This is a genomic window from Nonomuraea sp. NPDC048901 (assembly GCF_040649695.1).
In the GTDB taxonomy this organism is placed as follows: domain Bacteria; phylum Actinomycetota; class Actinomycetes; order Streptosporangiales; family Streptosporangiaceae; genus Nonomuraea.
On the sequence record NZ_JBEZFW010000008.1, the window covers coordinates 141,974 to 168,376 of the forward strand.

General features: G+C 67.5%; 29 protein-coding genes. 20 read left to right on the plus strand and 9 right to left on the minus strand.

Annotated features, from left to right (window positions below; all coding sequences use genetic code 11):
- Positions 1-25 precede the first annotated feature (25 nt).
- A complete protein-coding gene (locus tag AB0C30_RS28025) occupies positions 26-1,279 on the minus strand; it encodes a glycosyltransferase family 4 protein (protein ID WP_357949843.1) in 1,254 nt (417 codons plus the stop codon).
- 250 nt (positions 1,280-1,529) lie between these two features.
- Here AB0C30_RS28025 and AB0C30_RS28030 point away from each other — a divergent pair, with 250 nt between their 5' ends.
- The 3 genes from AB0C30_RS28030 to AB0C30_RS28040 all read left to right on the plus strand — a co-directional run bounded on the left by AB0C30_RS28030 (position 1,530) and on the right by AB0C30_RS28040 (position 4,010).
- On the plus strand, positions 1,530-2,552 hold the full coding sequence (locus AB0C30_RS28030; protein ID WP_357949844.1) for a GDP-mannose 4,6-dehydratase: 1,023 nt from the start codon (positions 1,530-1,532) through the stop codon (positions 2,550-2,552).
- A gap of 77 nt (positions 2,553-2,629) precedes the next feature.
- Complete coding sequence (locus AB0C30_RS28035; protein WP_357949846.1) at positions 2,630-3,187, plus strand: helix-turn-helix domain-containing protein; 558 nt, start codon at positions 2,630-2,632, stop codon at positions 3,185-3,187.
- A complete protein-coding gene (locus AB0C30_RS28040) occupies positions 3,180-4,010 on the plus strand; it encodes an SRPBCC family protein (RefSeq protein ID WP_357949849.1) in 831 nt (276 codons plus the stop codon). The genes AB0C30_RS28035 and AB0C30_RS28040 overlap by 8 nt, the downstream gene beginning before the upstream one ends.
- Here the strand turns inward: AB0C30_RS28040 and AB0C30_RS28045 are convergent.
- Positions 4,007-4,471 (minus strand): MarR family transcriptional regulator, encoded by a 465-nt coding sequence (locus AB0C30_RS28045; protein ID WP_357949852.1) that lies wholly within the window; start codon positions 4,469-4,471, stop codon positions 4,007-4,009. The two genes, AB0C30_RS28040 and AB0C30_RS28045, sit on opposite strands and share 4 nt — an antisense overlap.
- Before the next feature lie 85 nt (positions 4,472-4,556).
- Here AB0C30_RS28045 and AB0C30_RS28050 point away from each other — a divergent pair, with 85 nt between their 5' ends.
- From AB0C30_RS28050 to AB0C30_RS28065, 4 genes are all read left to right on the plus strand, one after another.
- The gene (locus AB0C30_RS28050; RefSeq protein ID WP_357949855.1) at positions 4,557-5,423 is read left to right on the plus strand and encodes an LLM class flavin-dependent oxidoreductase; all 867 of its coding nucleotides are present in this window, start codon (positions 4,557-4,559) and stop codon (positions 5,421-5,423) included.
- Between the two features lie 108 nt (positions 5,424-5,531).
- Complete coding sequence (locus AB0C30_RS28055; RefSeq protein WP_357949858.1) at positions 5,532-6,113, plus strand: hypothetical protein; 582 nt, start codon at positions 5,532-5,534, stop codon at positions 6,111-6,113.
- Between the two features lie 368 nt (positions 6,114-6,481).
- A complete protein-coding gene (locus AB0C30_RS28060; protein WP_357949861.1) occupies positions 6,482-7,312 on the plus strand; it encodes a hypothetical protein in 831 nt (276 codons plus the stop codon).
- Positions 7,313-7,401: 89 nt separating this feature from the next.
- Positions 7,402-8,007: an SMI1/KNR4 family protein gene (locus AB0C30_RS28065; RefSeq protein ID WP_357949864.1), complete on the plus strand. Its 606-nt coding sequence runs from the start codon at positions 7,402-7,404 to the stop codon at positions 8,005-8,007.
- An 85-nt stretch (positions 8,008-8,092) separates the two neighbouring features.
- Here the strand turns inward: AB0C30_RS28065 and AB0C30_RS28070 are convergent, their stop codons facing one another.
- The 3 genes from AB0C30_RS28070 to AB0C30_RS28080 all read right to left on the minus strand — a co-directional run bounded on the left by AB0C30_RS28070 (position 8,093) and on the right by AB0C30_RS28080 (position 9,823).
- The gene (locus AB0C30_RS28070) at positions 8,093-8,386 is read right to left on the minus strand and encodes a hypothetical protein (protein ID WP_357949867.1); all 294 of its coding nucleotides are present in this window, start codon (positions 8,384-8,386) and stop codon (positions 8,093-8,095) included.
- Positions 8,379-8,939 carry an RNA polymerase sigma factor gene (locus AB0C30_RS28075; protein ID WP_357949870.1) on the minus strand — a complete coding sequence of 187 codons (561 nt, stop codon included), beginning with the start codon at positions 8,937-8,939 and terminating at the stop codon, positions 8,379-8,381. The genes AB0C30_RS28070 and AB0C30_RS28075 overlap by 8 nt, the downstream gene beginning before the upstream one ends.
- A 221-nt stretch (positions 8,940-9,160) precedes the next feature.
- Positions 9,161-9,823 (minus strand): NAD(P)-binding domain-containing protein, encoded by a 663-nt coding sequence (locus AB0C30_RS28080; protein WP_357949873.1) that lies wholly within the window; start codon positions 9,821-9,823, stop codon positions 9,161-9,163.
- Positions 9,824-9,924: 101 nt separating this feature from the next.
- Here AB0C30_RS28080 and AB0C30_RS28085 point away from each other — a divergent pair, with 101 nt between their 5' ends.
- Positions 9,925-10,311, plus strand: a complete 387-nt coding sequence (locus tag AB0C30_RS28085) for a helix-turn-helix domain-containing protein (protein WP_357949875.1) — start codon at positions 9,925-9,927, stop codon at positions 10,309-10,311.
- A 305-nt stretch (positions 10,312-10,616) separates the two neighbouring features.
- Here the strand turns inward: AB0C30_RS28085 and AB0C30_RS28090 are convergent, their stop codons facing one another.
- Positions 10,617-11,012: a hypothetical protein gene (locus AB0C30_RS28090; RefSeq protein WP_357949878.1), complete on the minus strand. Its 396-nt coding sequence runs from the start codon at positions 11,010-11,012 to the stop codon at positions 10,617-10,619.
- Positions 11,013-11,378: 366 nt separating this feature from the next.
- On the opposite strand from AB0C30_RS28090, the gene AB0C30_RS28095 reads away from it, so the two are divergent.
- The 3 genes from AB0C30_RS28095 (at position 11,379) to AB0C30_RS28105 (ending at position 14,414) form a co-directional block, all read left to right on the plus strand.
- Complete coding sequence (locus tag AB0C30_RS28095; RefSeq protein WP_357949880.1) at positions 11,379-12,965, plus strand: alpha/beta fold hydrolase; 1,587 nt, start codon at positions 11,379-11,381, stop codon at positions 12,963-12,965.
- Between the two features lie 174 nt (positions 12,966-13,139).
- Complete coding sequence (locus AB0C30_RS28100; RefSeq protein WP_357949883.1) at positions 13,140-13,955, plus strand: class I SAM-dependent methyltransferase; 816 nt, start codon at positions 13,140-13,142, stop codon at positions 13,953-13,955.
- Positions 13,956-14,117: 162 nt separating this feature from the next.
- A complete protein-coding gene (locus tag AB0C30_RS28105) occupies positions 14,118-14,414 on the plus strand; it encodes a hypothetical protein (protein ID WP_357949886.1) in 297 nt (98 codons plus the stop codon).
- Positions 14,415-14,512: 98 nt separating this feature from the next.
- Here the strand turns inward: AB0C30_RS28105 and AB0C30_RS28110 are convergent, their stop codons facing one another.
- Both AB0C30_RS28110 and AB0C30_RS28115 read right to left on the minus strand, forming a co-directional pair.
- Positions 14,513-15,700: a cytochrome P450 gene (locus tag AB0C30_RS28110; protein ID WP_357949889.1), complete on the minus strand. Its 1,188-nt coding sequence runs from the start codon at positions 15,698-15,700 to the stop codon at positions 14,513-14,515.
- Between the two features lie 261 nt (positions 15,701-15,961).
- Positions 15,962-16,735 carry an SDR family oxidoreductase gene (locus tag AB0C30_RS28115; protein ID WP_357949892.1) on the minus strand — a complete coding sequence of 258 codons (774 nt, stop codon included), beginning with the start codon at positions 16,733-16,735 and terminating at the stop codon, positions 15,962-15,964.
- Positions 16,736-16,839: 104 nt separating this feature from the next.
- Here AB0C30_RS28115 and AB0C30_RS28120 point away from each other — a divergent pair, with 104 nt between their 5' ends.
- The 9 genes from AB0C30_RS28120 (at position 16,840) to AB0C30_RS28160 (ending at position 25,753) form a co-directional block, all read left to right on the plus strand.
- A complete protein-coding gene (locus tag AB0C30_RS28120) occupies positions 16,840-17,442 on the plus strand; it encodes a TetR/AcrR family transcriptional regulator (protein WP_357949895.1) in 603 nt (200 codons plus the stop codon).
- A 599-nt stretch (positions 17,443-18,041) separates the two neighbouring features.
- Complete coding sequence (locus tag AB0C30_RS28125) at positions 18,042-18,887, plus strand: fumarylacetoacetate hydrolase family protein (RefSeq protein WP_357949897.1); 846 nt, start codon at positions 18,042-18,044, stop codon at positions 18,885-18,887.
- A complete protein-coding gene (locus AB0C30_RS28130; RefSeq protein ID WP_357949899.1) occupies positions 18,884-20,194 on the plus strand; it encodes an L-fuconate dehydratase in 1,311 nt (436 codons plus the stop codon). The genes AB0C30_RS28125 and AB0C30_RS28130 overlap by 4 nt, the downstream gene beginning before the upstream one ends.
- Positions 20,191-20,925 carry an SDR family oxidoreductase gene (locus AB0C30_RS28135; protein WP_357949902.1) on the plus strand — a complete coding sequence of 245 codons (735 nt, stop codon included), beginning with the start codon at positions 20,191-20,193 and terminating at the stop codon, positions 20,923-20,925. The genes AB0C30_RS28130 and AB0C30_RS28135 overlap by 4 nt, the downstream gene beginning before the upstream one ends.
- Before the next feature lie 74 nt (positions 20,926-20,999).
- Positions 21,000-22,025: a sugar ABC transporter substrate-binding protein gene (locus AB0C30_RS28140; RefSeq protein ID WP_357949905.1), complete on the plus strand. Its 1,026-nt coding sequence runs from the start codon at positions 21,000-21,002 to the stop codon at positions 22,023-22,025.
- Between the two features lie 29 nt (positions 22,026-22,054).
- Complete coding sequence (locus tag AB0C30_RS28145) at positions 22,055-23,506, plus strand: sugar ABC transporter ATP-binding protein (protein ID WP_357949908.1); 1,452 nt, start codon at positions 22,055-22,057, stop codon at positions 23,504-23,506.
- A complete protein-coding gene (locus AB0C30_RS28150) occupies positions 23,503-24,495 on the plus strand; it encodes an ABC transporter permease (RefSeq protein WP_357949910.1) in 993 nt (330 codons plus the stop codon). The genes AB0C30_RS28145 and AB0C30_RS28150 overlap by 4 nt, the downstream gene beginning before the upstream one ends.
- Positions 24,495-24,800, plus strand: coding sequence for an L-rhamnose mutarotase (locus tag AB0C30_RS28155; protein ID WP_357949913.1), 306 nt, complete (start codon positions 24,495-24,497; stop codon positions 24,798-24,800). Before AB0C30_RS28150 ends, AB0C30_RS28155 begins: the two co-directional genes overlap by 1 nt.
- Positions 24,797-25,753, plus strand: coding sequence for an aldo/keto reductase (locus tag AB0C30_RS28160; protein ID WP_357949916.1), 957 nt, complete (start codon positions 24,797-24,799; stop codon positions 25,751-25,753). Before AB0C30_RS28155 ends, AB0C30_RS28160 begins: the two co-directional genes overlap by 4 nt.
- Before the next feature lie 143 nt (positions 25,754-25,896).
- On the opposite strand, the gene AB0C30_RS28165 is transcribed toward AB0C30_RS28160, so the two are convergent.
- On the minus strand, positions 25,897-26,316 hold the full coding sequence (locus AB0C30_RS28165; protein WP_357949918.1) for a GNAT family N-acetyltransferase: 420 nt from the start codon (positions 26,314-26,316) through the stop codon (positions 25,897-25,899).
- Between the last annotated feature and the right edge of the window lie 87 nt (positions 26,317-26,403).

A 26,403-nucleotide genomic window follows, 5' to 3' on the forward strand; every position in this document is an offset into this window, starting at 1 on the left:
AGTTCGGTCAGCGGGTACGACGAGTTCAGCGGGTAGGACGAGTACGGCGGGCCGCGATGGCCTCGCGGTACGCCTCGACGGTTCTCTGGGCGACGACGCGCCAGGTGTAACGCTCCATGACCCGGTCATATCCGGCCTTGCCCACCCGTTCACGCTCCTCCGGGGAGTCGTGCAGGCGGCGCAGCACCGCGGCCAGCTCCTCGGAGTCGCCGGGCGCGACCTGGATCGCGGCGTCCCCCACCACCTCGGGCAGTGCCCCGGTACGGCTGGCGACCAGCGGGGTGGCGCAGGCCATGTGCTCGACGGCCGGCAGCGAGAACCCCTCGTACAGCGAAGGCACCACGGAGACCTCGGAGGTGGCGATCAGCTCGCCCAGCTCGTCGTCGGAGATGCCGTGCACGAAGCGGACCCGGTCCTGCAGCGACAGCTCCTGTACGAGCTGCTCGGTGGGCCCGCCGGCGGTCGGCTTGCTGACCACCGTGAGGTTGACGTCGCGCTCGGTGGCCAGCTTGGCCACCGCCCGCAGCAGCGTGGCGACGCCCTTCATGGGGGAGTCGGCGCTGGCCACGGCCACGATCGAGCCCTTGCGCCGGGGCTTGTCCGGGCGCGGGTGGAAGTAGCGGGTGTCGACGCCGAGCGGGATCAGGCGCATGTTCGCCTGCGGGACGTTGAAGTCGCGGTGGATGTCGGCCAGCGACGACTCGCTGACGGTCAGGATCGGGCTCAGCCGGGGCGCGACCTTGGCCTGCATCTTCACGAAGGCGTACCAGCGGCGCATGGTCAGCTTCTTGGCGCCGGTGGCGGCCTCCAGCTCGATGCGCCGGTCCACGCTGATCGGGTGGTGGATCGTGCCGACCACCGGGAACAGCTTCTGGATACCGAGCAGGCCGTAGCCGAGCGTCTGGTTGTCCTGGACGACGTCGAAGTCGCCCACCCGCTTCTTCAGCGCGCGGTGCGCCCGCAGCGTGAACGTCAGCGGCTCGGGGAACCCGGCGGTCCACATGGTGCCGACTTCCAGCCAGTCGATCCAGTCGCGGTACTCGTGCAGCTTCGGCGTCCTGAACGGGTCCTCGTCGCGGTAGAGGTCGAGGCTCGGCACCTTCTGCAGGATCACGCCCTCGTCCAGCTCCGGGTACGGCTGGCCGGAGAACACCTCGACGTGATGGCCCAGGGCGACCAGCTCGCGACTCAGGTGGCGGAGGTAGACGCCCTGGCCACCACAGGTCGGCTTGCTGCGGTAGGACAGCAGCGCGATCCGCAGCGTGTCGCTCACGGACACCCCTTTCTAGCCCGGTATGCACCCAGAGATGGGCGTGTACCGTGAAGATGACCTTAGTCCGAGAAGGCTACCATTCGGTAGGTCATCTGGAATTGTTCACAACTGCCGCCAAAGGCCGTGCGAACTGCGATGTTGGCATGACCGAGCGCGGTTCGGTGGAACGTGTTCTAGGAGGCTCTGGTGCTGTATCGAGGCGCTTAGCTGTACATTCCCGTCCAAACGGACGCGGTCGTGATAGTGGGAGGACCCCTTGGCCAGGCGCGCTCTGATCACCGGCATCACCGGCCAGGACGGTTCCTATTTGGCGGAGTACCTGCTCGGTCAGGGGTACGAGGTGTGGGGCCTGGCGCGAGGTCAGGCAAACCCGCGCGTGTCGCGGCTGCGCAAGCTGCTGACCGATGTCCAGGTGGTCCGCGGCGACCTGCTCGACCAGGGATCGCTGATCTCGGCCGTGGAACGGGTTCAGCCCGATGAGGTCTACAACCTGGGCGCCATCTCGTTCGTACCCATGTCGTGGGAGCAGGCGGAGCTCACGGCCGAGGTGACCGGGATGGGCGTGCTGCGGATGCTGGAGGCCATCCGGGTGTGCTCGGGCGTGTCGCGTGGCAGCGCCGCCTCCGGCCAGATCCGCTTTTATCAGGCTTCGTCCTCCGAGATGTTCGGTCAGGTCAGCGAGACGCCGCAGACGGAGCGCACCGCGTTCCACCCGCGCTCTCCATACGGCGTGGCCAAGGCGTACGGGCACTTCCTCACGCAGAACTACCGCGAGTCCTACGGCATGTACGCCGTCTCCGGCATCCTGTTCAACCACGAGTCGCCCCGGCGGGGCGCCGAGTTCGTCACCCGCAAGGTCTCGCTCGGCGTGGCGCGCATCAAGCTCGGCCTCGACACCGAGCTCCGGCTCGGCAACCTGGAGGCACGGCGGGACTGGGGTTTCGCGGGCGACTACGTACGGGCCATGCACCTCATGCTCCAGGCCGGCACCCCCGAGGACTACGTGATCGGCACCGGGCGCATGAAGTCGGTCCGTGAGCTGGTCGAGGCCGCCTTCGCGGCGGCCTCCCTCGACTGGGAGCAGTACGTCGTCACCGACCAGGCCCTGCATCGGCCCGCCGAGGTCGACCTGCTCTGCGCGGACCCGAAGAAGGCCCGGGTGCAGCTCGGCTGGGAGCCGACGATGCCGTTCGACGAGCTGGTGGCGACGATGGTCGAAGCCGACCTGCGCCTGCTGTCGAACGGCGGCGACCCCGACCAGGACAGTTCCTGGCCCTGATCCACCTCCATTGGCAGTGCTCCTTCGAGCGCGCCCCATTGACAAAATTCTGTTTTACGTAAAGGATTGTTTTTGCGATGAGAGATGTCCTGTACCTAGAGCAGATCGAGCAGGCCGAGGCACTGCTCAAGCCGCAGCGCGTCGAGGTGCTGCGGCAGCTGGCCGAGCCGCGCACCTGCACCGAGGTCGCGGCCCGGCTCGGTCAGACGCCACAGCGCGTCTACTACCACGTCAAACGGCTGGTGGACGCCGGCCTGGTCGACCTGGTGTCGGAGCGCAAGGTGCGCGGTGTCCACGAGGGCATCTACCAGGCCAGCGCTCGCGCGTACTGGCTGTCACCCCGACTGGTCGGCCGGATCGGCGTGCGCAGGGTGCAGGACGAGCTGAGCCTGGGCTACCTGCTGGACCTCATGGAGGAGGTCCAGGCCGACATCGCGAGCCTCGACAGGACCGCGACGGAGCTGCCGTCGATCGGGCTGTCGGGGGAGATCCACGTGCGCCCCGAGAACCGTCAGGAGTTCCTGCACGAGCTGCAGGGGATGCTGCAGGACCTGTTCACGAGGTACGGCGGAGCGGAAGGTGACGCCTTCAAGCTCGTCGTCGCCTGTTACCCCAAGGGAGATGAACATGAGTGAGCCGATGACCGTCCGCGCCCGCGTCCAGGCACCGGTGAAGGAGGTGCACCACGCGCTGACCGACGCCGCGACGATGCGGCTCTGGCTGGCCGAGCACGCTGAGGTGCAGCTGCCGGACCGCTACGGGTTCTGGGGCCGCCACACCCCCGAAGGCGACGCGCCGCACCAGCGCCCGCTGCACGTCGACGACCACACGGTGCGCTTCTCCTGGCTGCTGGACGGCGTGGACACCACGGTCGAGTTCGGCCTGGAGGAGGAGAGCCCCGAGACGACCATCGTGTCCGTCTCGCAGACCCACTTCGACTTCCAGGAGGCGCTCGCCGAGTCGACGATCCGCGGCGTGATCCAGACGTACTGGTGCCTCATGCTGGCCAACCTGGCCGAGCACTTCGACGGCCGCCCGCTCACCCCGAAGCCCGACTTCACCTCCTCCGACCTGCGGGCGGAGGTGCTGATCGCCGCTTCGGCGGAGAAGGTCTTCGACTCGCTGATCGACTCGGAGTCGGTGACCCGCTGGTTCGGCTTCCCGATCGAGATCGAGCCGCACGTCGGCGGCCGTTTCGCCATGGGCGGCCTCGCGGACAACCCCGACCCGGCGAAGATCGTCGAGCTCGAGCCGGGGCGCCGGCTGTCGGTCGACTGGGGCGGCGTCGGGGTCGGCACCTGGGAGCTGGCGGAGTCCGGCGGCAAGACGCGGCTGACGATCGTGCAGAGCGGATTCGGCCGCTCGCCGTACGCGGCCTGGAGCGGCATCCTGTCCGGGCTCTCCGAGCTGCGCCGCTTCCATGAGATGGCCGACTGGAGCCCCATCTGGGTGTCCTAGTCGCCCTTCTCCCCAAGGTGGGTCAGCACGGTCTCCGCGACGGCCCCCAGAACGTCGATCTGCTCCGGCGTCAGCAGATCGATGAAGTGGCGGCGGACCGACTCCACATGATCGGGAGCCGCCACCTCGATGGCCCGCATTCCCTCCTCGGTCAGCACGATCACGGCGCCGCGACCGTCGCTCTCGCACTCCTCACGGGTGACCAGGCCGCGCTGCTCCATCCGTGAGATGTGCCGCGACAGCCTGCTCTTCGACCACAGCATCCGCTCGGCCAGCTCGGTGAGCCGCCCCCGACGCCCCTCGGCCGATGACAGGGACGACAGTACGTCGTAGTCGGGCGCCGACAAGCCCGAGTCGCGCAGCAGATCCCGGCTCACCTGGGCGTCCAGGAGCAGCCGCATCCGGCGGTAACCGAGCCAGGCCCGGAACTCCGCCTCATCCAACCAACGCGGGTCACCCATGCCGCCCAGATTAGCTGACTTAGTTGACGTGTAACCAACATTGGTTTTAGGTTCCATGTAAACCAAATGATGGGAGGCGGACGCGATGTCGAGTGGAATGTCGGGTGCGATGTTCGGCGTGGGCATTTCGGCCTCGGCGGCTCCCGGCGCCGATCCGGTCGGGGACGCGCGGCTGGCCGAGGAGCTGGGGTTCGACTTCGTGTCGATGTCCGACCATCCGTGCGGGACGTCGCCGACGTACGAGATCTGGACACTGCTCACCTGGATCGCCGCCGCCACCTCGCGGATCCGCGTCGCCACGCGGGTCCTCGGGGTGCCGTACCGGCCGCCGGCGATGGTGGCCAAGATGGCGGAGTCGCTGCACCGGCTCTCGGGCGGCCGCCTGATCCTGGGGCTCGGCGGCGGCTATTCGGACGAGGAGTTCCGAGCCTTCGGGCTGGGCGTACCGACGCCGCGGGAGAAGGTGGATGGCATGGTGGAAGCGATTCACATCATGCGCGGGCTGTGGTCGTCTCCGTCGTTCACGTACGAGGGCGCCCGGTATCACACGCTCGACGCCTCGCTGGAGCCCAAGCCGGTCGGCCCGATCCCCATCTGGCTGGGGACGTACGGCAACCGGGCGCTGGCGGCGACCGGGGAACTGGCGGACGGGTGGATCCCTTCACTGGGGTTCGCCCCGCCTTCGGTGGCGGCGGAGATGCGTTCGCGGGTGCTGGAGTCTGCTGGGCGGGTGGGGCGGGAGGTGGAATGCGTGTACAACGTGCCGGTCCTGGTCGGCGGATCCTCGTCCTCTGCGGTGGCGGGCTCGTCAGAGGAGGTGGTGGAGAAGTTGCTGGAGTTCGTCCGGCTGGGGTTCACCTCGTTCAACTTCATGCCTGTGGGGGACTTCCGGGAGCAGATGGAACGACTCGCGACCGACGTCCTTCCGGCATTGCGCGCATTCTCTTCCTAGCGCCTAAGATCCACCCCAAGCCCCGTAATCGCGGACCGGACAAGACGGCACTTTCCGCGCCGAGGGGAATCTTTAGGCAGTCCGTGCCTCGTGTTCTCGGGAGATGGAATGAGCCATGGAAAACGCTTGAACCTGCCAGTCCGCCTCCTACTGGCTTCTCTGATGCTCGTCGCCGCTTCCGGCTGCTCTTTCGCCTCAAAGGCGATGGCACTGGACTGCATCAACAACCCCACGGATCCATGGTCCGAGCTCGCAGGCCAAGACGCGATCCTCCGACAACCGCCGCCTCATACCGAACCGCTGGGAGATCAGTATGTATCGGCGGCGTGCGCGGACGATAACGCTATCGCGGAGGTCGGGCGCCGATACAGATTCAACGGCTCTCCTCTCGAGATCGCCACCTATTACAAAGAGCAAGCTCGCGCGGTCGGCTGGATTCTGTCCAAGGACGGCACCGGAGATCTAAGAAGGCGCCATCAAACAACAGAGGGATGGCCTTCCGAGACGTGCTTCTCAAAGAATTTCGGCGACTTCACGGCAGACCTCCAGCTCGATTTTGACTTCTGGTCATCGGACGTGGAGAAGGACCCTTCCGTGCAGACCTACTGGTTGGAGATATCGTTCTCCCCAGATGGGGGTAACTGTGCGAATTCGGTGAAGGGTGCCACGGGCACTCCCTATCGACCTTGATGTGAAGCTGCGCCGATCGGGGCCAGCGTGGCTAGATACCCTCGGAAAACCACGGTCACCTCCCCCTTTCGGAATACCTCCGCAAGCGTGCGGTGGCACCAGTCGCGCGCCTGCTCGGCGCTGTCGTCCCCGCGTGCGATGGCACTGTCCACGTTGACCTGGCCCAGCACGTAGCGGAGATAGTCGCTGAAGGATCGGCCCAGATCCGCAGTGGGCTCCGATCGCGCGGCCGATCTGGGTGGCGGATCAACCTCCCAACGGGCGATCTCTGATCAACTACTCCGTGGCTGTGGGTGACCTGTTTCAGCTATCCACAGAATCGGATTCGGCGCCTCTTGCCCATCGTCTGCTCCCTCATTCTGAACGGCGTGAACGAACCCTCGCTGCTCGAACGTGCCCAGCACATTACGCGGCTGATTCCTCAGGCGGTGGCGTGCCGCCGTACGGCCGCCCACATCTGGGGCCTGCACGTGCTGAGCCTCGACACCACCGAAGACGACTGGCCGGTTGAGCTCATCGCCCCCGGCCACCTGGCGATCCCCGGCTGCGTCACCCACGTGACCAGCCTGCCCGCCGACGACATCACGGAGCACAAGGGCGTCCGCCTCACCACCCGGGAGCGCACGGCCCTCGACTGTGTCCGCTGGCTTCCCCGCCTGGAGGCCGTGGCCGCTCTGGACCAGTTCCTCCGGCACGGAGTGGACCTGGAGGCACTCTGGCACCAGTCCACTTCATGGCACCTACGCGACACGCTCAGCCTCGCCGACCGGGGCGCCGGTTCGCCCCGGGAGAGCTGGCTGCGCGTGATCCTCGTGGACGGCGGCCTGCCCAGACCCACCACCCAGGTCCGCGTCTCCCTGTCGGATGACCGCTTCGCCTACCTCGACCTCGGCTGGCCGGAGTTCCAGGTGGCGGTCGAGTACGACGGTCAGCGGCACCACACGTCGGCCGCCGACCAACTCCGCGACGAGCAGCGCCGCGCAGAGCTACGCGCACTCGGCTGGCGGGTCATCGTCGTCCGCCGGGACGTCATCCCCGGGCAGACCGCCGACCTGCTCCACCAGGCGGCGGACACCCTCATCCAGCAGGGCTGGCAACCAGGCGCCCGCCAGACGATCCGCATCCTCTCCCGCATCAGATCCGCCCGCCGACGACGACGGTTACCTGATGCGGGCGAGGCCGCCCTTGCACCACATTAGCCAGCAGACTATGCCGAAAGTCGCGTTGTTCGTTGTTTGCGGTCAAAGGGGTGCTGGTCCTCGGACGAGCGAGGCTAGGGTGTGTGGTCATGGTGACGGAAGCGTGGGCGCGGATCGAGGAGTGGCTGGCGCGGCATACCCCCGCCAGCGCGGCCGCGCTGGCTCCACCCGCCGACCCGGCCGACGTCGCCGCCGCCGAAGCCGCGCTGGGACTCGCCTTCCCGCCTGAGCTCGTCGAGTCGCTGAGCCGCCACGACGGCCAACGCATTTGGGCGAACATCCTGCCCGAAGGGCCGCCGCTGTCGACCGCCGGCATCGTCGACCACTGGCGCGCGTGCATGGACGTCGCCGTGAGCGTCGATGGGCTCACCCCGCACCGGCCGGGCGCCGAACCGTGGTGGCACGAGCGATGGGTACCGTTTGCCGGCGCGGACGGCGATGCGCAGGTGATCGACCTGCGGCCCGGGCCCGGGTATGGCCGGGTCGGCTGGACCGCGCACGACGGCCTCGGCGACTTCGATGCTGCCTGGCCCACGCTCGGCGCCTACCTCACCGAGGTGGCCGACGCGCTCGCCGTGGGTGCTGCGGTGCGTTACTGGGTGCCGTACCTGACGGTCGACGGCGAGCTGTGGTGGAGCACCGAAAATCCGGAGGTTGCGCCCCCCGGTATCAGGCGTTTTCTCCCGACTCCCTGACACGGCGCACGTGGCAATCCGGTAGAGGTGCCGGGAACCACCGACACGATTTCCGAGACCGGACAAGTAGATCTGCGGCATCGGTTTACGAGCTGTCGTCGGCGGGGTGCGATCCAGGAGAGGGGGCCAGGGTCAGTTCACACCGGCCATCTACGCAGGAGCGCCGCACCCGGCCCATCGAAATGGTCTTTATCAAACCGATGGCCCAGCAGGTCGGACACCCTCGCAGGGCGAGCAGACCAGCCGGTGCGAGCAGCAAGCCGCCCAATCCAACCGCTGGAATCAGGGCGACCGAACCGACCAGCGCGCCGAATCCCACCAGGCCGCGCACCAGGTGTCGCGGCAGAGAGGCGCTGGCAAAGCTGCGATCGTCAGTCATCGTTGTCTCCCGCGGCTGTGCCAGGTGTGCCCTGCAGCGTGTCGTGCACCGTTGCGCGGGCGCGATGCAGCCGCGACTTCATAGCGGCGGTGCTGAGGCCGAGCGCATCGGCGACAACCCGTCCGCGATAGCCGAGAACATCTCGCATGATCAAAACGTGTCGCTGATCGGTGGGCAGAGAAGCGATCGCCGAAGCCACCCGGTCGGCTTCCAACCGCTGCAATACCTCATCCTCGGCCGACCACACGGTGGCGTCCACGACCGGTTCATGGTGTCGCACCAGCCGCCGCGTCCGCCGCAGGCACTCGTTGCGGACGATGCGAAACATCCATGACGCCAGCGCACCGGACGTCCGCAACGTGCCGATCTTGCGGTACAGAATGATCAACGCCTCCTGCGCGGCGTCTTCAGCATCTTCCGGCGAGGCACACATGGAGTAGGCGAATCGCTGCACATGCGGGTGCGCGCCGGACACCAGCGCGGCGATCGACTCGACGTCGCCATCCCGCGCGGCGACAACCAGCTGCTCAACCGGCCAACTCACCTCAGCCACGCGACCGACCCCGCCGACGCAGCACCACGACGGTGCACGCGCACAAGAGCACAGCCGCGACGACGATACCAAAGAGCATGACAACCTCCTGAACCTGTCCCGACGCTGTTGCCGGGTACAGGTATAAGAGACGCGAACCCCACCAAAGGATTCACCCAGCACCCCAAGACCGGAACTCATCCAAGGGGTGCCCTCTCCTAAAACCCATGAACGGGTCGATGTCAGGCGTCAGAGTGGGCGAAGGCCTCCTGAAGGGGCGGCAGCATCTGGCGAGCGTCGTACCCGGCGAACCACAGGCCGACCACGAACACACTCACGGCTTCCAGGTATCGCGCCCGCCTCAGCCCACCTGCCCGTACCGGCTCGAATCCCAGATCGCTCACCAGACCGGCGACCACCTCCACGGCCCGCTCATCGTCGCCGCACAGCGGCACCCCCAGCCCGCGCCCTGCGTGGGAGGTCCACACCTCCGCGGCGCACATGTTGAACGCCTTGACAACCCCCGCCTCAGGGGCCAGCCTGGCCACCCGCTCGGCCACCGCGTCGTCGGCCAGTAGGAACGAGTTCGGCGCGTCGGTGAACGCGTCAGGCTCGTAGGCGTTGGTGCAGTCGATCAGCGTCCGCCCGGCCAACGCGCCGTCCGCCGCGCCGACCCCGGCGAGAATCCCGTCCACCGACAAGGCCGGTACGGCCAGCAGCAACGCCTCGCCGTGCTCCGCGGCGGCCCGCAGATCACCGCCACAGGCGCCCGCCCCGATCGCCTCGGCCAGCTTGCGCGCCTTCTCCTGCGACCGAGCGCCGACCATCACCTCGTGCCCGGCCCGCGCCCATCCCGATCCCAGCGCCTCGGCCATCTGCCCGGCCCCGAGTATGCCAATACGCATGTCTTTCCCTCTTCCTCGCCTGAACCGCAGCTTCCCGCGAAGACAGTAGGCGTGCCGATAGGCACCTCCAGGTGTCCAACGGATGCGGGAGACTGGCGAATGTGGACCACCACGACGACGCTCCGTTCGAGCCCTACGGCGACTTCGTCGCCGACTGCCCGGCCCGTCTGGCCGTGGACCTGTTCGCCCATGCCTGGCTGCCGGTGGTGGTGTTCGCCCTCAAGGAGGGGCCCATGCGCCCCGGCCGGCTCCGCCGGGAGATCGGCGGCATCAGCCAGAAGGTGCTCACTCAGACCCTGCGTCGCATGGAACGCTGTGGCCTGGTCGAACGCCGACGCTATGCCGAGGCCCCGCCGCGGGTGGAGTACGAACTGACCCAAGCGGGCAAGGACCTGCTGGTGCCGATCCGTGCTCTGGGCGACTGGGCCTTCCGCCACGCCGACACGGTTTTGACCGCCTACGACGACTCCGCCCGCACGGCCGGCTGACCCGCACGGCCGGCTGACCCGCACGGCCAGGCGAGCCACGGCCGGATCAGCCGACGAGGCGAGTGCGTCCGCCTCACTACTCGGGAGCGCACGGCCCTCGACTGCGTCCGCTCGGGCCTCACGCCTTGCGAAACGCAGCCGCCCAGCATCGACTGCATATCCCCATTCCCGAGCGGCTTTGGCCATCCATGGCGGGATTTGCCGTCGTTGGTAAGAAAAAGGGCGGCCTGCCAGCGTGTCCGAGGGTACGCTGGCAGGCCGTTTCAGGTTACTAAGGCAACCCATGTGCTATGCAGTCACCGGTATCAGTAAGTGTGGCAAGGGGAGCCGTGAGATTCCCAGTCTGCGGTATTAGGGTTGTAATACCAGAGCTTGGCGCAGAGCCGCTTGCCGGCGACCGACGCATGCGAGCCGAACTTTTGGCCTCTGGTGCCGCCTGAGTATTGGTAGTCACCGGTTCCGCCGTACCGGGCACCGTTGGCGGCGTACCAGATGTCTATGTGATAGGTCCCGCTATTGCCGGAGTTCTGCTGGACGTCGACCCGATTGTCGGCACTTACGCCGATCCACATCCAGCCATCGTTTTCGGCCAGCGCGGGTGACGCGCCGACGGTCGCGATCGTGCCGGCGAACAGCACGCCGAGGGCTGCGCCGGTAATGCGCCGGCGAACGGAGCGGCGGGACTTCGATCGCGTTTCCATAGAAACCTCCATGGGTCGTCCGGTCGGAATTGCGACGGCCTGAGATGACACCCAACCGCCGCTACTCATGACCTTCCAGCATCCGATAATGCGGAGACCAGGACAGCCGCCGGACATTTAGCGGACATCGGAAAATAGGGGTCTCCGGCCGTCCGGGAACATGTTCTCGGACGGCCGCGACGCGTGATCGCCGGTGGCGGCGACCTACTCGCCGAGTTCCTGTTCGTTCAGCCTGGGGGGATTTTGTCAGGGCGGTCGCGGGCTCACGTCCGGAGAGACGAGTCCCCACAGGGCGAGTGCCTGCGGCCCGGCGGCCGTTTTCCTGGAAACAGGAAGGAAACAACCGCTGCGTTACAACTGGTCCGCATGACGTACCGAAGATCACTGACGGCATTGGCATTGGCGCTGGCGGGGCTGGCGGCGCATCCTTCCGCGGCGGGCGCCACCGCTGAGGCCGGCCCGAGCGCGAGCGTCACCGCGAACCCCAGCCCGAGCTCCGGCGTACCGTCCGTTCAATGGAAATCCTGCCCGGACTACTCCGATGAGGTGATCCAGAGTGTGCGCGTGACGCAGGAGCAGGTTCCGGCCTTCCGTACGCTGATGAAGCGCCTGGAGTGCGGGACGGTCGGCGTCCCGCTGGACCACCGCGACCCCGGCGGGCGGAAGATCGACATCGCGGTGACCCGGCTGGCCGCCACCGACAAGGCCCACCGGCTCGGCGCGACCGCCGTCCTGCCAGGAGGGCCGGGCAACAGCGGATACCTGGACCCGATCCTGCGGGCCGCGCTCAGGAACGAGGAGATGGCCAAGCTCAACGAGCGATACGACATCATCGGCTTCGACCCGCGCGGGGTCGGGTACAGCACCAAGGTCGCCTGCCCCACCTTGCCAGGAGGCCCGCAGGAGCCGGGCGCCCTGACCAAGGAGGCGGCCAGGAAGATCTACGACGGCCAGGTCTCCGCCAACCAGAAGTGCGGACGCTCCGACGCCGCCTTCCTCGGTCAGCTCACCACCGGCAACGTGGCCAAGGACCTGGACCTGGTGCGGACCGCACTGGGTGAGCGCAAGCTCAACCTGCTCGGCTTCTCCTGGGGCACCTACCTGGGCATGGTGTACCGCAGCCTGTTCCCCGAGCACACCGGACGGGCCTTCCTGGACAGCGTGGCGCCGCCGTGGACCCGTTTCGACGAGCACGTCAAGGACAGCGCGGAGGCGGCCGAGCGTGACTTCGGGCGCATGGCCACCTGGCTGAGCCGCCGGGATGAGACCTATGGTCTCGGTGCTACCGCCCGGCAGGTGCGCGAGCAGGTGGCCAAGCTGGTCCGCGACTACGACAAGAGCCCCAAGACGTACACCGACCTGCCGCGCCCCATCGACGGCTCGGCCGTCGCCGACCTGGCCAAGCGCAACTCGACCGAGTGGGTACGGGCGGGCAAGGCACTGGCCGAACTGCGGACGGCGACGGGCACCACCGCCCCGCCGACCGTCAAGGAGATGCTCAGCGGCGGTCAGATGATGGGTACGCCCGTGCCCGGCGCGCCCGAAATGCTGAACATGACCATGAACTTGGCGGTCGCCTGCAACGAGGACAGCAGCCGGGCCGGTTTCGACACCGCCTGGCGTACCTACCAGGAGCTCGTGAAGCGTCATCCGGCGACCGGCCGGTCCTGGGGACTGGGTGTCATGTGTGCCGGCTGGCCGCTGCCGGTGCAGCAGGCCACGTTGAAGCGGAGCAGCGGGTCGCTGGTACTGGCGGGGCACCTGTACGAGTTCATGTCCGTCTATGACTGGACGCTGCAGACGCGGCGCGCCATCGGCGGCACCGTCTACACGGTCGCCGACGACGTGCACGTGTCGACCACCCGGGTGCCCGAATGCGCCGCCGAGGTGGTGCGGTACTTCGAGACGGGCCGGATCGGCAGAGGCTGCGAGGGCAGCGCGATCCCGAGCTGACCATCGGTTCCCGGGCGCGGTGTTCCCGCGACCAGGAAAAGGATCTCCATCGTTAATCGTGCGACAGCGTGCGGCCTTGCCGGCTTTTCGCCACGCGGCCGGGTCCCGCTGTCGTTGAATTGAAGCCATTCACAGACTTCACGAAATTCTTGAAATAAGTTTAGTGTTGCTGTCATGAAGGACACCGAACTCATCGGGGTGCAGAAGACCCTCAGCCCTGTCCTGAAGGCCAAAGCACTGGACAACCGACTGCCGGACCCGATCCTCGGCGACGAATATGCCGAGCAGGCGATGCGCCGCCTCGACCCCGGCTACGACAGCCGCAGATTCGGCACCAGCCAGATGGGCCTCGCCGCCGTGGTGCGCACCAAGGCTCACGACGACTGGGCCCGAGGCTTCCTCGCCGATCACCCCGACGCGGTGGTACTGCACCTGGGCTGCGGCCTCGATGCCCGGGTGTACCGGATCGACCCGCCCGCCACCGTCGACTGGTACGACCTGGACTACCCCTCAGTCATCGAGCTGCGGCGACAATTCCTGCCGCCGCGCGAGCACTACACCCTGATCGACTCCAGCGTCACCGACCTGACCTGGCTGGAACGCATCCCCCGGGGGCGGCCGGTGCTAATGATCGCCGAGGGGTTGGTGCCCTACCTGACCGAGACTGACGTCCGGCGGCTGCTGACCAGCGTGGTCGATGCCTTCCCCACCGGCCAGATACAGTTCGACACGGTGCCGGTCTGGGCGTGGCGCACTTCGAAATGGGATCCCACGCTGCGCAAATACGGCGCCCAGTTTCACTGCGGCTTCGACGACCCGGCGGAGCCGGCCGATTGGCACCCGCGGCTCGAATACGTCGACGAGGCGCCGATGTACGACGCACCGGTGCTGATGGCCAAGGCACCCGCGGGCGTACGCCGCATGTACCGCCTCCTGAACCTGCTGCCGGGCCTGAAGCGGTCCACCCGTATCGTGCGGTTCCGCTTCTGACACGGCCGATGGTCGGTACTGCGGCCGTCGTTCGCCGCGTTCCATCTCCTCATCCAGCCCTTGTTCTTGATCGATGGGCTTAGTAGTGCCGTGGCCTCGAGGCTGTCAGCCGCTGGCGGAAACGCAGGCGATCTCGGTGCGCCCCCTGGGTAGATTCGGGCAGTGCCCGAGCTGAAGCAACTGCATGCTGGTCATGCCCCGGCGGTCCTGGCCTTCGAACTGGCGAACCGCGCCTACTTCGCCGCCTCGATCTCTGATCGCGGCGACGACTTCTTCGACCAGTTCACCGACCGGTACAACGCCTTGCTCGCTGAGCAGGAGGCCGGCGTCTGCGCTTTCTACGTACTCATCGCCGAGGACGGCTCGGTGCTCGGCAGGTTCAACCTGGTCGACATCGAGGATCGCACACCCTACGGGCGGCCACCGCCCACAAGAATGCCGCGTCCCAGAAGGTGCTGACCAAAGCCGGGTTCGTCCTGGTCGGCCCAGCTGACCCGGCCGACCTCGGCGGCAAGCCAGGCAGTTGGTACCAGCGCGACTTGGCCGGCTGGTCGCGATCAGTCCATGACGACCGGTAGCTCCTTGATGCCGTTGATGAAGTTCGACCGTAGGCGCCGGGCCTCTCCCGTTTGCCGCAGTCGGGGATACCGCCGGGCCAGTTGCTCGAACAGCACCCGCAACTCCAGCTTCGCCAGGTGATTGCCCAGGCAGAAGTGTGCCCCACCGCCACCGAAACCGATGTGCGGGTTCGGGCTGCGGCCGATGTCGAATACCTCGGCATCGGGGAAAATGGAGGTGTCCCGGTTCGCCGCCGAGTAGAAGACCACGACCTTGTCGTCCTCGCGGATCTGCTGGCCGCCCAGCACCGTGTCCGCCGTGGCCGTGCGCCGGAACAGGTTCACCGGTGACACCCACCGGACGATCTCGTCGGATGCCGTGCCCGCCAGCGTGGGATCTGCGACGAGCCGCTGCCACTGCTCGGGGTGCTCGAAGAGGGCGAGCATTCCGCCGGAGGCCGCGTTGCGGGTGGTCTCGTTGCCGGCGACCACCAGCAGGAGGACGAACAGATCGAATTCATCCTCACCGAGGGTCTCGCCGCTCTTCTCGTCGGGCTGGATGAGCTTGGTGACGATGTCGTCGCGCGGGTTCGCCTTGCGCTGTGCGGCCAGTTGGTTGGCGTACGCGTACACCTCCATAGCCGCATCGCCGCCCTGGTCCTCCGAGGTGGCGTAGTCGGGGTCCTGGGCGCCGATCATGCGGTTCGACCAGTTGAAGATCTTGTCCCGGTCCTCGACCGGGGCGCCGAGCAGTTCGCAGATCACGTAGAGCGGCAGCGGAGCCGCCACCTCGGTGACGAAGTCCGCCTCGCCCGAGCACTTGTCGAGAAGGTCGTCGCAGATATCCCGGATGTGCTGTTCGAGCGCTCCAATCGTGCGCGGCGTGAACCCCCGGTTGACCAGCGACCGCCGCCGCGTGTGCTCCGGTGGGTCCTGGTTGAGCATCATCAACCGCTGGAGCGCCCGCTGGTCCTCGGTGACCTCGTCGAACAGTGCCAGTTTCCTGGACGAGGAGAAGAGGTCCGAGCGCCGAGACACCTGTACGACATCGTCATATCGGGTGACGGCCCAGAAGTCGGGCTCGCCCTCGTGCCGGTGTACGGGATCGTTGTCGCGCAGCCAGCGCAACTGCTCGTGTGGCGGGCCGGAGGTCGCGTAACGGTCCTGGTCGACGAGGTCAATATGCACTCGAGCTCACCTCGGGCCTGTGGAGTGATCAAGCGCTTGGTTAAGCGCCTTATTGAAACGTGTTCTATTACGCCCTGCTGCCTCAGTCAACCGCCCGCCCCGCCATCATCCCGATCCCTGCCATCCTGGCCCGCCGACGCTGCCAAGCCGGCTCTGTCATGCCTGAGGCGGACTCATCTTGTCTGCTCGTCCATGATCATGCCAACCTGTCCGCCCATCCGTCCAGCGGCCCAGCTCTTGCCCTCTCAGCTCTCTCTCAGTTCATAGCCCGGCACCTCCCGTCGCGTCGATGACCCGGCCTGTCACCCAGCGCGCGTCGTTGGAGGCGAGGAAGGCCACGATGTCGGCCACGTCTTCCGGTTGTCCGACCCGGCCGAGGGCGGCCAGGGCTGCCGCATGTGCCTCGGCCTGCGGATTGCCCCGCAGCCAGGCCGCATTGACATCCGTGTCGACGATCCCGGGGGCCACCGAGTTGACCGTGATGCCCCTTGGGCCCAGTTCCTTGGCGAGGTTGAGGGTGAAGGTGTCCAGTGCGCCCTTGGTGGCGCCGTAGGCGATGATCTCCGGCATGGCCAGGCGGGCCGCACCGCTGGAGATGTTGATGATCCGGCCTCCGTCACGCAGGCGCGACAGCCCCTGCTGCACGATGAAGAACGGTGCACGTACGTTCACGGCGAAGATCTCGTCGAAGCCGTCCTCGGTCAACGAGGCGAGCGCCGCGCTGCGCCCTATGCCGGCGTTGTTGACGATGATGTCGAGCTTCCCGTCGGACGCGTGGTCTTTGCCTGCGGCGTCGAAGGCGGCCCAGAGGCGCCTCGCGTCGCCGTGCCGTCCCAGCTCGGCGCGCAGTGCGAAGGCCAGCCCGCCGTTCTTCCGGATTCGCTCGACGGTCTCGCCGGCCGCCGTCTCGTCCCGGGCGTAGGCGACGCCGACGGCGGCACCGTCCCGGGCGAGTCGTTCGGCGATGGCCCGGCCGATGCCTCGGCTGCCGCCCGTGACCAGCGCGACCTTGCCCTCAAGTGCTTCTGCTGCCATGGCTGTTGACCGCCTTCCCATTTCTTGAGCGATGACTCAAGAAATGAACGTAGCACGCTTTCTTGAGTGCTCGCTCTAAAATCAGGGGCATGAATGGACCAGGCGTGAAGCGCGGACGGCCACCGGCGTTCGACCGCACGACGGCCCTGGCAGCCGCAACGCGACTGTTCTGGGAGCACGGTTACGAGGCCACCACCATCGGCGAGCTGACCCGGGCGATGGACATCAAACCCGGCAGCCTGTATGCGGCGTTCGGGGATAAGAAATCCCTGTTCAAAGAGGTTGTCCACGCCTACGGGCGCTCTCCCGTCGGTGCGTTCATCGGCACCGCCCTGGAAGAGGAGCGCACAGCCCGGGGCGCGTTCCGCCGCATCCTTCGCGAGGCGGCCGCCGTCTATCCCGACCCCTCCCACCCGGCCGGCTGCCTGACCATCAGCGCCGCCACCAACGTCACGGTCCAGGACGCCGACATCTCGGCATTCCTGAGCGACCTCCGCAACGCGAACCTGGCCGCCTTCGAAACCCGCCTGACGACCGCGCAGCGGCAGGGCGAGCTATCCGCCGCAGCCAACCCTCGCGCCTTGGCCGCCTACTTTGCCGCGATCATCCAGGGCATGTCACAGCGGGCCCGCGACGGCGCCACGGCCGCAGAGCTCACCGAAACCGCGGAACTGGCCCTGGCCGCCTGGCCCCAAGCGCGAGGCTGATCGCCGCCCGGCAAGAAGCCCCGGCAAGAAAACGAGCTCTAACCGCGCTCGCCGCCTACGCCCTGCCGGGCTGCGGTTCCAACCGTTTGCCGGACAGTCCTCGGTTTTGGGGTTGGTGTGGTTGGTGGCGTCGCTGGGTTGCGAGGGTGAGGGTCGGAGGGGCGGAGGGCTGGTCGTGGGGGATGGGGGATGGTGTCGTACGTGGGGCATTGTGGTGATTCATCGGGTGTTTGAGGGGCTTTGATGGAGGTTTACCCGTTAAGTGGGGCTTGTGGGTGAGGCGGATGGGGAAGGCTGCGAGGTGGGTGAGCCCCGGTTCGCCCGGCAATTTATGCTAGACCTCCGAGGATCCACCCGTTACGCAGGTGAAAGGAGTCCGATATGGGGAACGGGGGCCATCCGATGTATGTGACGGCCACTCGGTGGACCTTCCCGCGAAGGTCGGGCGAAGCCGGTCACTGCAACCGTTTGTAATGCGACTTCAGCGCCACTCTCGACCCCTATGGATCCGATGTATCGCGCGTGGAGGCTTGACAGGCCCTACCCAGGCCGACCAGCATCATGCTAGATACATCCGATGTATAACTTAAGGATGCGGTGTGAAGCTGCTGCGAGTAGGACCCGTCGGCCAGGAGCGTCCGGTGGTGATGGACGGCGCCGGTAACCTGCGCGACATCGGAGAGCCCGAGATCGATGGGGCTTTCCTCGCTTCCGGGGGAGTGGCGCGCGTCCGCGACGCGCTCGAGCGCGACGCGCTGCCCGTGATCGCGGCCGAGGGGCTGCGCGTGGGCGCTCCGGTCGCGCGACCAGGCAAGATCGTCTGTATCGGGCTGAACTACAGCGACCACGCGGCCGAGTCCGGCGCGGAGGTGCCGGCGGAGCCGGTCGTGTTCATGAAGGCCACCAACACCATGGTGGGCCCCTACGACGAGGTGCTCGTACCGCGCAACAGTCTGAAGACTGACTGGGAGGTGGAGCTGGCCGTCATCATCGGTAAGCGGGCCCGCTACCTGGGCAGCCGGGAAGAGGCGCTCGACGTCATCGCGGGGTACGCGGTGGCCAACGATGTCTCTGAGCGGGAGTTCCAGCTGGAGCGGGGTGGCCAGTGGGACAAGGGCAAGTCGTGCGAGACGTTCAATCCGCTCGGGCCTTGGCTGGTGACCGCCGATGAGGTGGCCGACCCGCAGAACCTGACCATGCGGCTGTCGGTGAACGGCGAGGTGCGCCAGGACGGCGTCACCAAGAACATGATCTTCGATGTGGCGGAGATCGTCCGGTACCTGAGCCAGTTCATGGTGCTCGATCCGGGAGATGTGATCAACACCGGCACTCCGGCCGGCGTCGCCATGGGGATGCCCGGCCAGCCGTACCTGCGCGCGGGTGACGTGATGGAGCTGGAGATCGAGGGACTCGGCCGCCAGCGCCAGACAGTGGGCCAGGCATGACGACTCCCGACGGACAGAAGAGCAGCTACCGGATCGTGGAGTTGGAGACGCACGACATCCGTTTCCCCACCTCCCGGGAGCTGGACGGCTCCGATGCCATGAACCCCGACCCCGACTACTCCGCCGCCTACGTGGTTCTCAAAACCGATGACGGCTACGACGGGCACGGGTTCGCGTTCACCATCGGGCGCGGCAACGACGTACAGACCGCGGCGATCAGCGCCCTCGAGTCGTACGTGATCGGCAGGGACGTCGAGGACCTGGGCGCCCTCTACAAGGAGATGGTCTACGACTCGCAGCTGCGCTGGCTGGGCCCCGAGAAGGGCGTCATGCACATGGCGATCTCCGCCGTGGTCAACGCGCTGTGGGATCTGAAGGCGAAGCGGGCGGGCAAGCCGCTCTGGTTGCTGCTGTCCGAGATGACCCCCGAGGAGATCGTCGATCTCATCGACTTCCGGTACCTGAGCGACGCCCTGACGCCCGAACAAGCCCTAGAAATCCTGAAAAAGGCGGAAAAGGGGAAGGCGCAGCGGGTCGAGGACATCAAGCGCGAGGGGTATCCCGCCTACACCACCTCCCCGGGCTGGCTCGGCTACGACGACGACAAGCTGCGCCGGCTGTGCAAGGAGGCGCTCGACGCGGGCTTCGGCCAGATCAAGCTCAAGGTGGGCGCCGATCTCGACGACGACATCCGACGTTTCCGGGTGGCCCGCGAGGTGTGCGGGGCCGACTTCCCCATCGCGATCGACGCCAACCAGCGCTGGGACGTGGGCGCGGCCATCGACTGGGTGAACGCTCTAAAGCAGTTCAACCCGCACTGGGTGGAGGAGCCGACCAGTCCCGACGACGTGCTCGGCCACGCCGCCATCGCCGCGGGGATCAAGCCCATCCCGGTGGCCACCGGCGAACACGTGCAGAACCGGATCGTGTTCAAGCAGCTCCTGCAAGCGGGCGCGATCTCGTACCTGCAACTGGACTCTGCTCGGGTCGGCGGTGTTAACGAGAACATCGCGATTCTGCTGCTCGCGGCCAGGTTCGGCATCCCCGTCTGTCCGCACGCCGGCGGCGTGGGGCTGTGCGAGCTGGTGCAGCACCTGTCGATGTTCGACTACGTGGCCGTGACCGGCACGATGGAAAACCGGGTGATCGAGTACGTCGACCACCTGCACGAGCATTTCGTCGACCCCGTGGTCATCGAAGGCGGCCGGTACGCCGCCCCCAGCGCGCCGGGCTTCAGCGCGGCGATGCACCCTGAATCGATCGCCGCCCACACTTTCCCCGGCGGCGAGGTCTGGAGGGACGCATGAGTCTTAAAGCGATTGTCACGGGCGGCGGAGCCGGTATCGGCCTCGCCACGGCCACGTTGCTCGCCGAGCGCGGCATGAAGGTCGCCTGTTTCGACATCAACCCGCCCGGTGATCCGTTCATCGGCATCAAGGTGGACGTCACGGACGACGCCGGCGTACGCGCGGCCGTGGCCGAAGCGGCCGAGCGGCTCGGCGGTATCGACATCGTGGTCAACAACGCGGGCATCGGGGCGCAGGGTACGGTCGCCGACAACCCCGACAGCGAGTGGCAGAAGGCGTTCGACGTCAACGTGTTCGGCATGGTCCGGGTGACCCGGGCGGCGTTGCCGTACCTCAGGCAGTCGGAGCACGCGGCGGTGGTCAACACGTGCTCGATCGCGGCCACCGCGGGCCTGCCGAACCGGGCGCTCTACAGCGCGACCAAGGGTGCGGTGCTGTCGCTCACGCTGGCGATGGCGGCGGATCACGTACGGGAGGGCATCAGGGTCAACTGCGTCAACCCCGGCACAGCGGACACCCCGTGGGTCGGCCGGCTGCTCGACGCGGCCGACGACCCGGTGGCGGAGAGGCAGGCGCTGAACGCCAGGCAGCCGATGGGCCGCCTGGTCAGCGCGCAGGAGGTGGCCGCGGCGATCGCCTACCTGGCCGGGCCCGAGGCCGGCGCGACGACCGGCACCTCGCTCGCGGTCGACGGCGGCATGCAGGGACTACGGCTCCGGCCGGTCAACTGAACGAGTCGACGGACAGCCAAGCCCAGTCGAGGGCCGGTCAAGCAGAGGCATTCGAGGAAGGTAACCCCCCCACCATGAAGTTCGGTCCTTTAGCCGCAGGCGCGGCCCTCTTGGCGGTCATCACCGCGTGCGGTTCCGGAGGTCAGACAGCAGCCGGAGGAGGCGGCGGCGGGAAGGTCGGCATCGACCACCCGCGCGCCGACTCCGACTTCTGGAACTCCTACATCAAGTACGTCCCGCAGATGGCCGGCGAGCTCAAGGTCGACCTGATGCCCGCGACGAACTCGCAGAACGACGTGACCAAGCTGGTCAACAACGTTCAGGCGCTGATCGGCCAAGGGGCCAAGGCGATCGTGATGGCGCCCCAGGACACCGGCGCGATCGCCACGACCCTCCAGACGCTGGCGAACAAGAAGATCCCCGTCGTGACCGTCGACACCCGGCCGGACAAGGGTCAGGTCTACATGGTCGTACGCGCCGACAACCGGGCGTACGGCACGAAAGCCTGCGAGTTCTTGGGCGAGAAGCTGGGCGGCAAGGGCAAGGTCGTCCAGCTGATGGGCTCCCTGAGCTCGATCAACGGGCGCGACCGGGCTGAGGCGTTCCGGGAGTGCATGAAGACGAAGTTCCCCGGGATCACGGTCTTCGAGGAGCCGACCGAGTGGGAGGGCAGCAAGGCCGCGTCCATGCTGCAGACCAGGCTGGAGCAGAACCCGGACATCAAGGGCATCTATATGCATGCCGGTGGTGTGCACCTGGCCCCGACGCTGCAGGTGCTGAAGCAGAAGGGCCTGCTCGTCCCGCCGACCGATCCCAAGCACGTATTCGTGGTCTCGAACGACGGCATCCCGCAGGAGTTCGAGGCGATCCGCAAGGGCGACATCGACGCCACGGTGTCGCAGCCCGCTGACCTGTACGCGAAGTACGCCCTCTTCTACGCCAAGGCGGCGATCGACGGCAAGACCTTCAAGCCGGGACCGACCGACCACGACAGCACGATCATCCAGCTGCCGAACGGCCTGGAGGACCAGCTTCCCGCCCCGCTCGTCACCAAGGACAATGTGGACGACAAGAACCTCTGGGGCAACCAGGTCAAGTAATGAAAAATCATGTTGAAGCCCGAAATGTCGTGAAGCGCTTTGGCCCCACCACGGCGCTGAACGGCGCGGGCATCGCGATCGCCGAGGGGGAGACCCACGCGCTCGTCGGCAGGAACGGCGCCGGAAAGTCCACCCTGGTGTCGATTCTCACCGGGCTTCAGCGGCCGGACGAGGGCGAGGTGCGGTTCTCGGGAGAGGCGGCGCCCGCCCTCGCGGACCGCGACGCCTGGCGGCAGCGGGTCGCCTGCGTGTACCAGAAGTCGACGATCATTCCGGCGCTGACCGTCGCCGAGAACCTGTTCCTCAACCGCCAGACCACCGGCGGCATGATCAGCTGGCGGACACTCCGGGCGAAGGCCCGCGAACTGCTCGCCACGTACGAGGTGGAGGTGGACGCGGAGGCACTCGCCGGCGACCTGAACGTCGAACAGCGGCAGCTCGTGGAGATCGCCCGCGCGCTGTCGTTCGGCGCGCGGTTCATCATCCTCGACGAGCCGACGGCCCGGCTGGACGGTCCGGCCATCGAGCGGCTGTTCACCCGCATGCGGGCGCTGCGCGAGCAGGGCGTGACGATGATGTACATCTCCCACCATCTCGATGAGGTGTACGAGATCTGCCAGAGCGTCACCGTCTTCCGCGACGCCCGGCATGTCATGACCAGATCGGTCGCCGAGCTGCCGCACGACGAGCTGGTGGCGGCGATGACGGGCGAGGCCACGGCGGCGTACGAGGCCAGGACCCGCGGCGCCGCGAACGGCGACGTGGTCCTGTCGGCCGAGAGACTGTCGCTGGCCGGCCGCTTCCAGGCCGTCGACCTGGCGGTCAGGAGCGGCGAGGTGGTCGGGCTGGCCGGATCCGGCAGCAGCGGCAAGGTCGGCCTGGCCGAAACCCTGGTCGGCCTGCGCAAACCCGACTCGGGCACCGTCACGGTCAACGGCACCCAGGTCAGGCCGGGCGACGTACCGGCCGCCCTGGGGGCGGGCCTCGGCTTCGTGCCGGAGGACCGCAACCGCGAGGGCTTCGTCCCGCTGCTCTCGGTGGGGGAGAACGGCACGCTTCCGATCGCCCGCAAGCTCGGCAGGTACGGCCTCATCTCACCGACGAGACGCCGGAACAAGGCCTTGCGACTGATCGAGGATCTGGACATCAAGACCGAAGGGCCCGACCAGCCCGTCGGTGATCTGTCTGGAGGAAACGCGCAGAAGGTGGTGTTCGCGCGGGCGCTGGTCGACGACCCGTCCGCGCTGGTGGTGATCAACCCAACCGCGGGCGTCGACGTCAAGGCCAAACAGGCCCTGCTCGGCGCCGTCGAGGACGCGGTCGAGCGGGGAGCGGGAGCCGTACTGGTCTCCGACGAGCTCGACGACCTGCGCATCTGCGACCGGGTGCTGGTGATGTTCCACGGCAGGGTCGTGAAAGACGTGCCGCGTGGGTGGACCGACCATGAGCTCGTAGCCGTGATGGAAGGCATTGAAGAGTGACAACCACACTGTCTGCGCCGGCCCCCCGGGTGCGGCTCGCCAGGTTCCGGGACCTCACGCTGGTGCCGGTGATCCTGATCCTGCTCATCGTGGGCGCGTTCCTGGACCCGATCTTCTTATCGGTCGGCAACCTGACGAACGTACTCCAGCAGCAGGCGTCGATCTCACTGCTGGTGCTGGCCGAGGCGCTGATCCTGATCGCCGGCAAGTTCGACCTGTCGCTGGAGTCGACGGTCGGCATGGCTCCGGCGATCGCGGTGATGCTGGTGATCCCGGCGTCGGCCGGTGGGTTCGGGCTCGGCCTGCCCGGGCCGTTGGTGATCCCGCTCTGCCTGCTGATCGGGGCGGCGATCGGGGTGTTCAACGGGTTCCTGATCATCAAGTTTCAGCTGTCGGCGTTCATCGTCACGCTGGCCATGCTGATCATCGTGCACGGCCTGCAGCTGGGCCCGACCGAGGGCAAGACGCTGTTCGAGCTGCCCGACTCCATCCTCTACCTGGGCAGCGCCATCTGGCTCGGCCTGCCGGCGGCGATCTGGATCGCGGCCGTACTGTTCGCGGCGGGCATCGTCGGGCTCGGCTACTTCCGGCTCGGGCGCTCGCTCTACGCGATCGGCGGCAACGCCGACGCGGCGCGGGCGGCGGGCATCCGGGTGGACCGGGTGCTGTGGGGAGTGTTCATCCTCGGCGGTACGCTCGCGGCACTCGCCGGCGTCCTGGAGACCGGACGGCTCGGCGCCATCGGCTCCAACCAGGGCGTGGGCTGGATCTTCATGGTGTTCGCCGCGGCCGTCATCGGCGGCGTCAGCATGGACGGCGGCAAGGGCACGATCCTCGGTGCGCTCACCGGCGTGCTGGTGATCGGCCTGGTCCAGAACATCCTCACTCTCAAGGGCGTCTCCGGTTTCTGGCAGCCGGTCGTCTATGGGTGCATCATCCTGATCGCACTCATCATCAGCCGGATCGCCGGCGGAAAGGCCCAGGACTGATGGAACGCATCGCACTGCGTACCAGGCTCAAACCCGGTTACGAGGAGACCTACGACCGGGAGCACGCGAGCATCCCCGCCGAACTGGAGGCGGTCATGCGGGCCAACGGCGTGCACTCCTGGCGCATCTTCCGCGACGGACTCGACCTGTTCCACTTCGTCGAGGTCGACGACTACGCCGCGCTGCAGGCGGCGCTCAAGGACGATCCCGCCGACCAGGCGTGGCAGGTCCAGATGAACCGGCTGCTCGACGGCGACTTCGACAAGGGCGCCGGCGGGCTCGCGCTGGTCTGGGAAATGACGTGACGAATGCTGACCTGGAGAACGACATGATCGAACTGCCCCGCCACGGCTTCGGAGCGGCGCCGATCGCCGGCCTCTATGAGGCGGTCAGCGACGAGCAGGCCCGCGCGACCGTGGACGCCGCCTGGTCTCATGGCGTGCGGCTGTTCGACACGGCCCCGCACTACGGGGTCGGCCTGTCCGAACGCCGCCTCGGCGCCGCACTCGCCGGGCGCGAGGGCTACGTGCTCTCGACCAAGGTCGGCCGCCTGCTGGTCCCCTCCACCATGGGCGGTCGTGACGAGCAGGGCTTCGACGTACCGGCCGCTTTCGAGCGCGTCTGGGACTTCTCGGGCGACGGCGTACGGAGATCTCTGGAGGAGTCGCTGGCCCGGCTCGGCCTGGACCGCGTCGACATCGCCCTGATCCACGACCCGGACGCCCACGCCGACCAGGCCATCAGCGAGGCGTACCCGGCGCTGGCCGAGCTCCGCTCGCAGGGCGTGATCGGCGCGATCGGCGTCGGCATGAACCAGTGGCAGGTGCCGCTGCGCTTCGTCCAGGAGACCGACATCGACGTGGTCATGCTGGCCGGCCGCTACACGCTGATCGACCAGTCGGGGCTCCCGCTGCTCGACGCCTGCGCCGACCGGGGCGTGCGCGTGCTCGCGGCGGGCGTCTTCAACAGCGGCCTGCTGGCCACCTCCGCCCCTGGGGGCACCTACAACTACGAGCCCGCTCCCGCCGAGGTGCTCGACCGCGCCAGACGGATCGCCAAGGTCTGCGAGAGGTACGACGTGCCGCTCCCGCAGGCGGCCATGGCCTTTCCGCTCCGGCACTCGGCGGTGGCCTCGATCGTCATCGGGGCCCGGTCGCCGGAGGAGGTGGCGAGCAACGCGGCGCTCTGGGAGCGTCCGGTGCCCGACAACCTGTGGTCGGAACTGGAGGCCGAGGGCCTCCTGTCGCGACCGGCCTAGCTCTCGAGACCGGCTTCGCTCTCGCGACCGGCCTACCGTGGATCGCTGAACGTCCCGGCCACGTCGCTCGCAACTGCGGCAGACGTGGCCGGTTCAGCCATCGGGGACGTAGCTGGCCTAGCGGCCCGTAGGCGGTAGTTGGTTCAGCCGCCGTAGGCGTAGTTGGCGATCCACAGCCCCGGGATCACCTCCACCTCGTCGAGCCCCTCGAACCCCAGCCGCTCGTACAGCTTCCTGGCCGGCGCGTTGGCCCGGCCGGTGGACACCACGATCCTGCGGCCACCCGCCCGGCTCATGACCTCCTCGACGAGCGCCCGTCCCACTCCTCGCCGATGCGCCGCGGGATCGACCACCAACCGGTCGATGTCCACCTCATCTACCGCCTCGCTCCACGCGACGGCACCCACCAACAACTCGTCCTCGTCGAACGCCCCCACCCACCGCAACGGCCGCGCCCGCAGCTCATCGAGCGTCTCACTCAACGGGGGAATCCGGTCATCCTCGATGATCTTCGCCTCGACCGCGTACGCGGCATGCTGAACCGCCAGCAACCGAGGCCCCACCGACTCACTATCAGGCGATATTTCGGAAATCTGCATCCCCCGAGTATCGCCTAGCCGATCTCCCACAACGCGCTCACCGGCATCGCC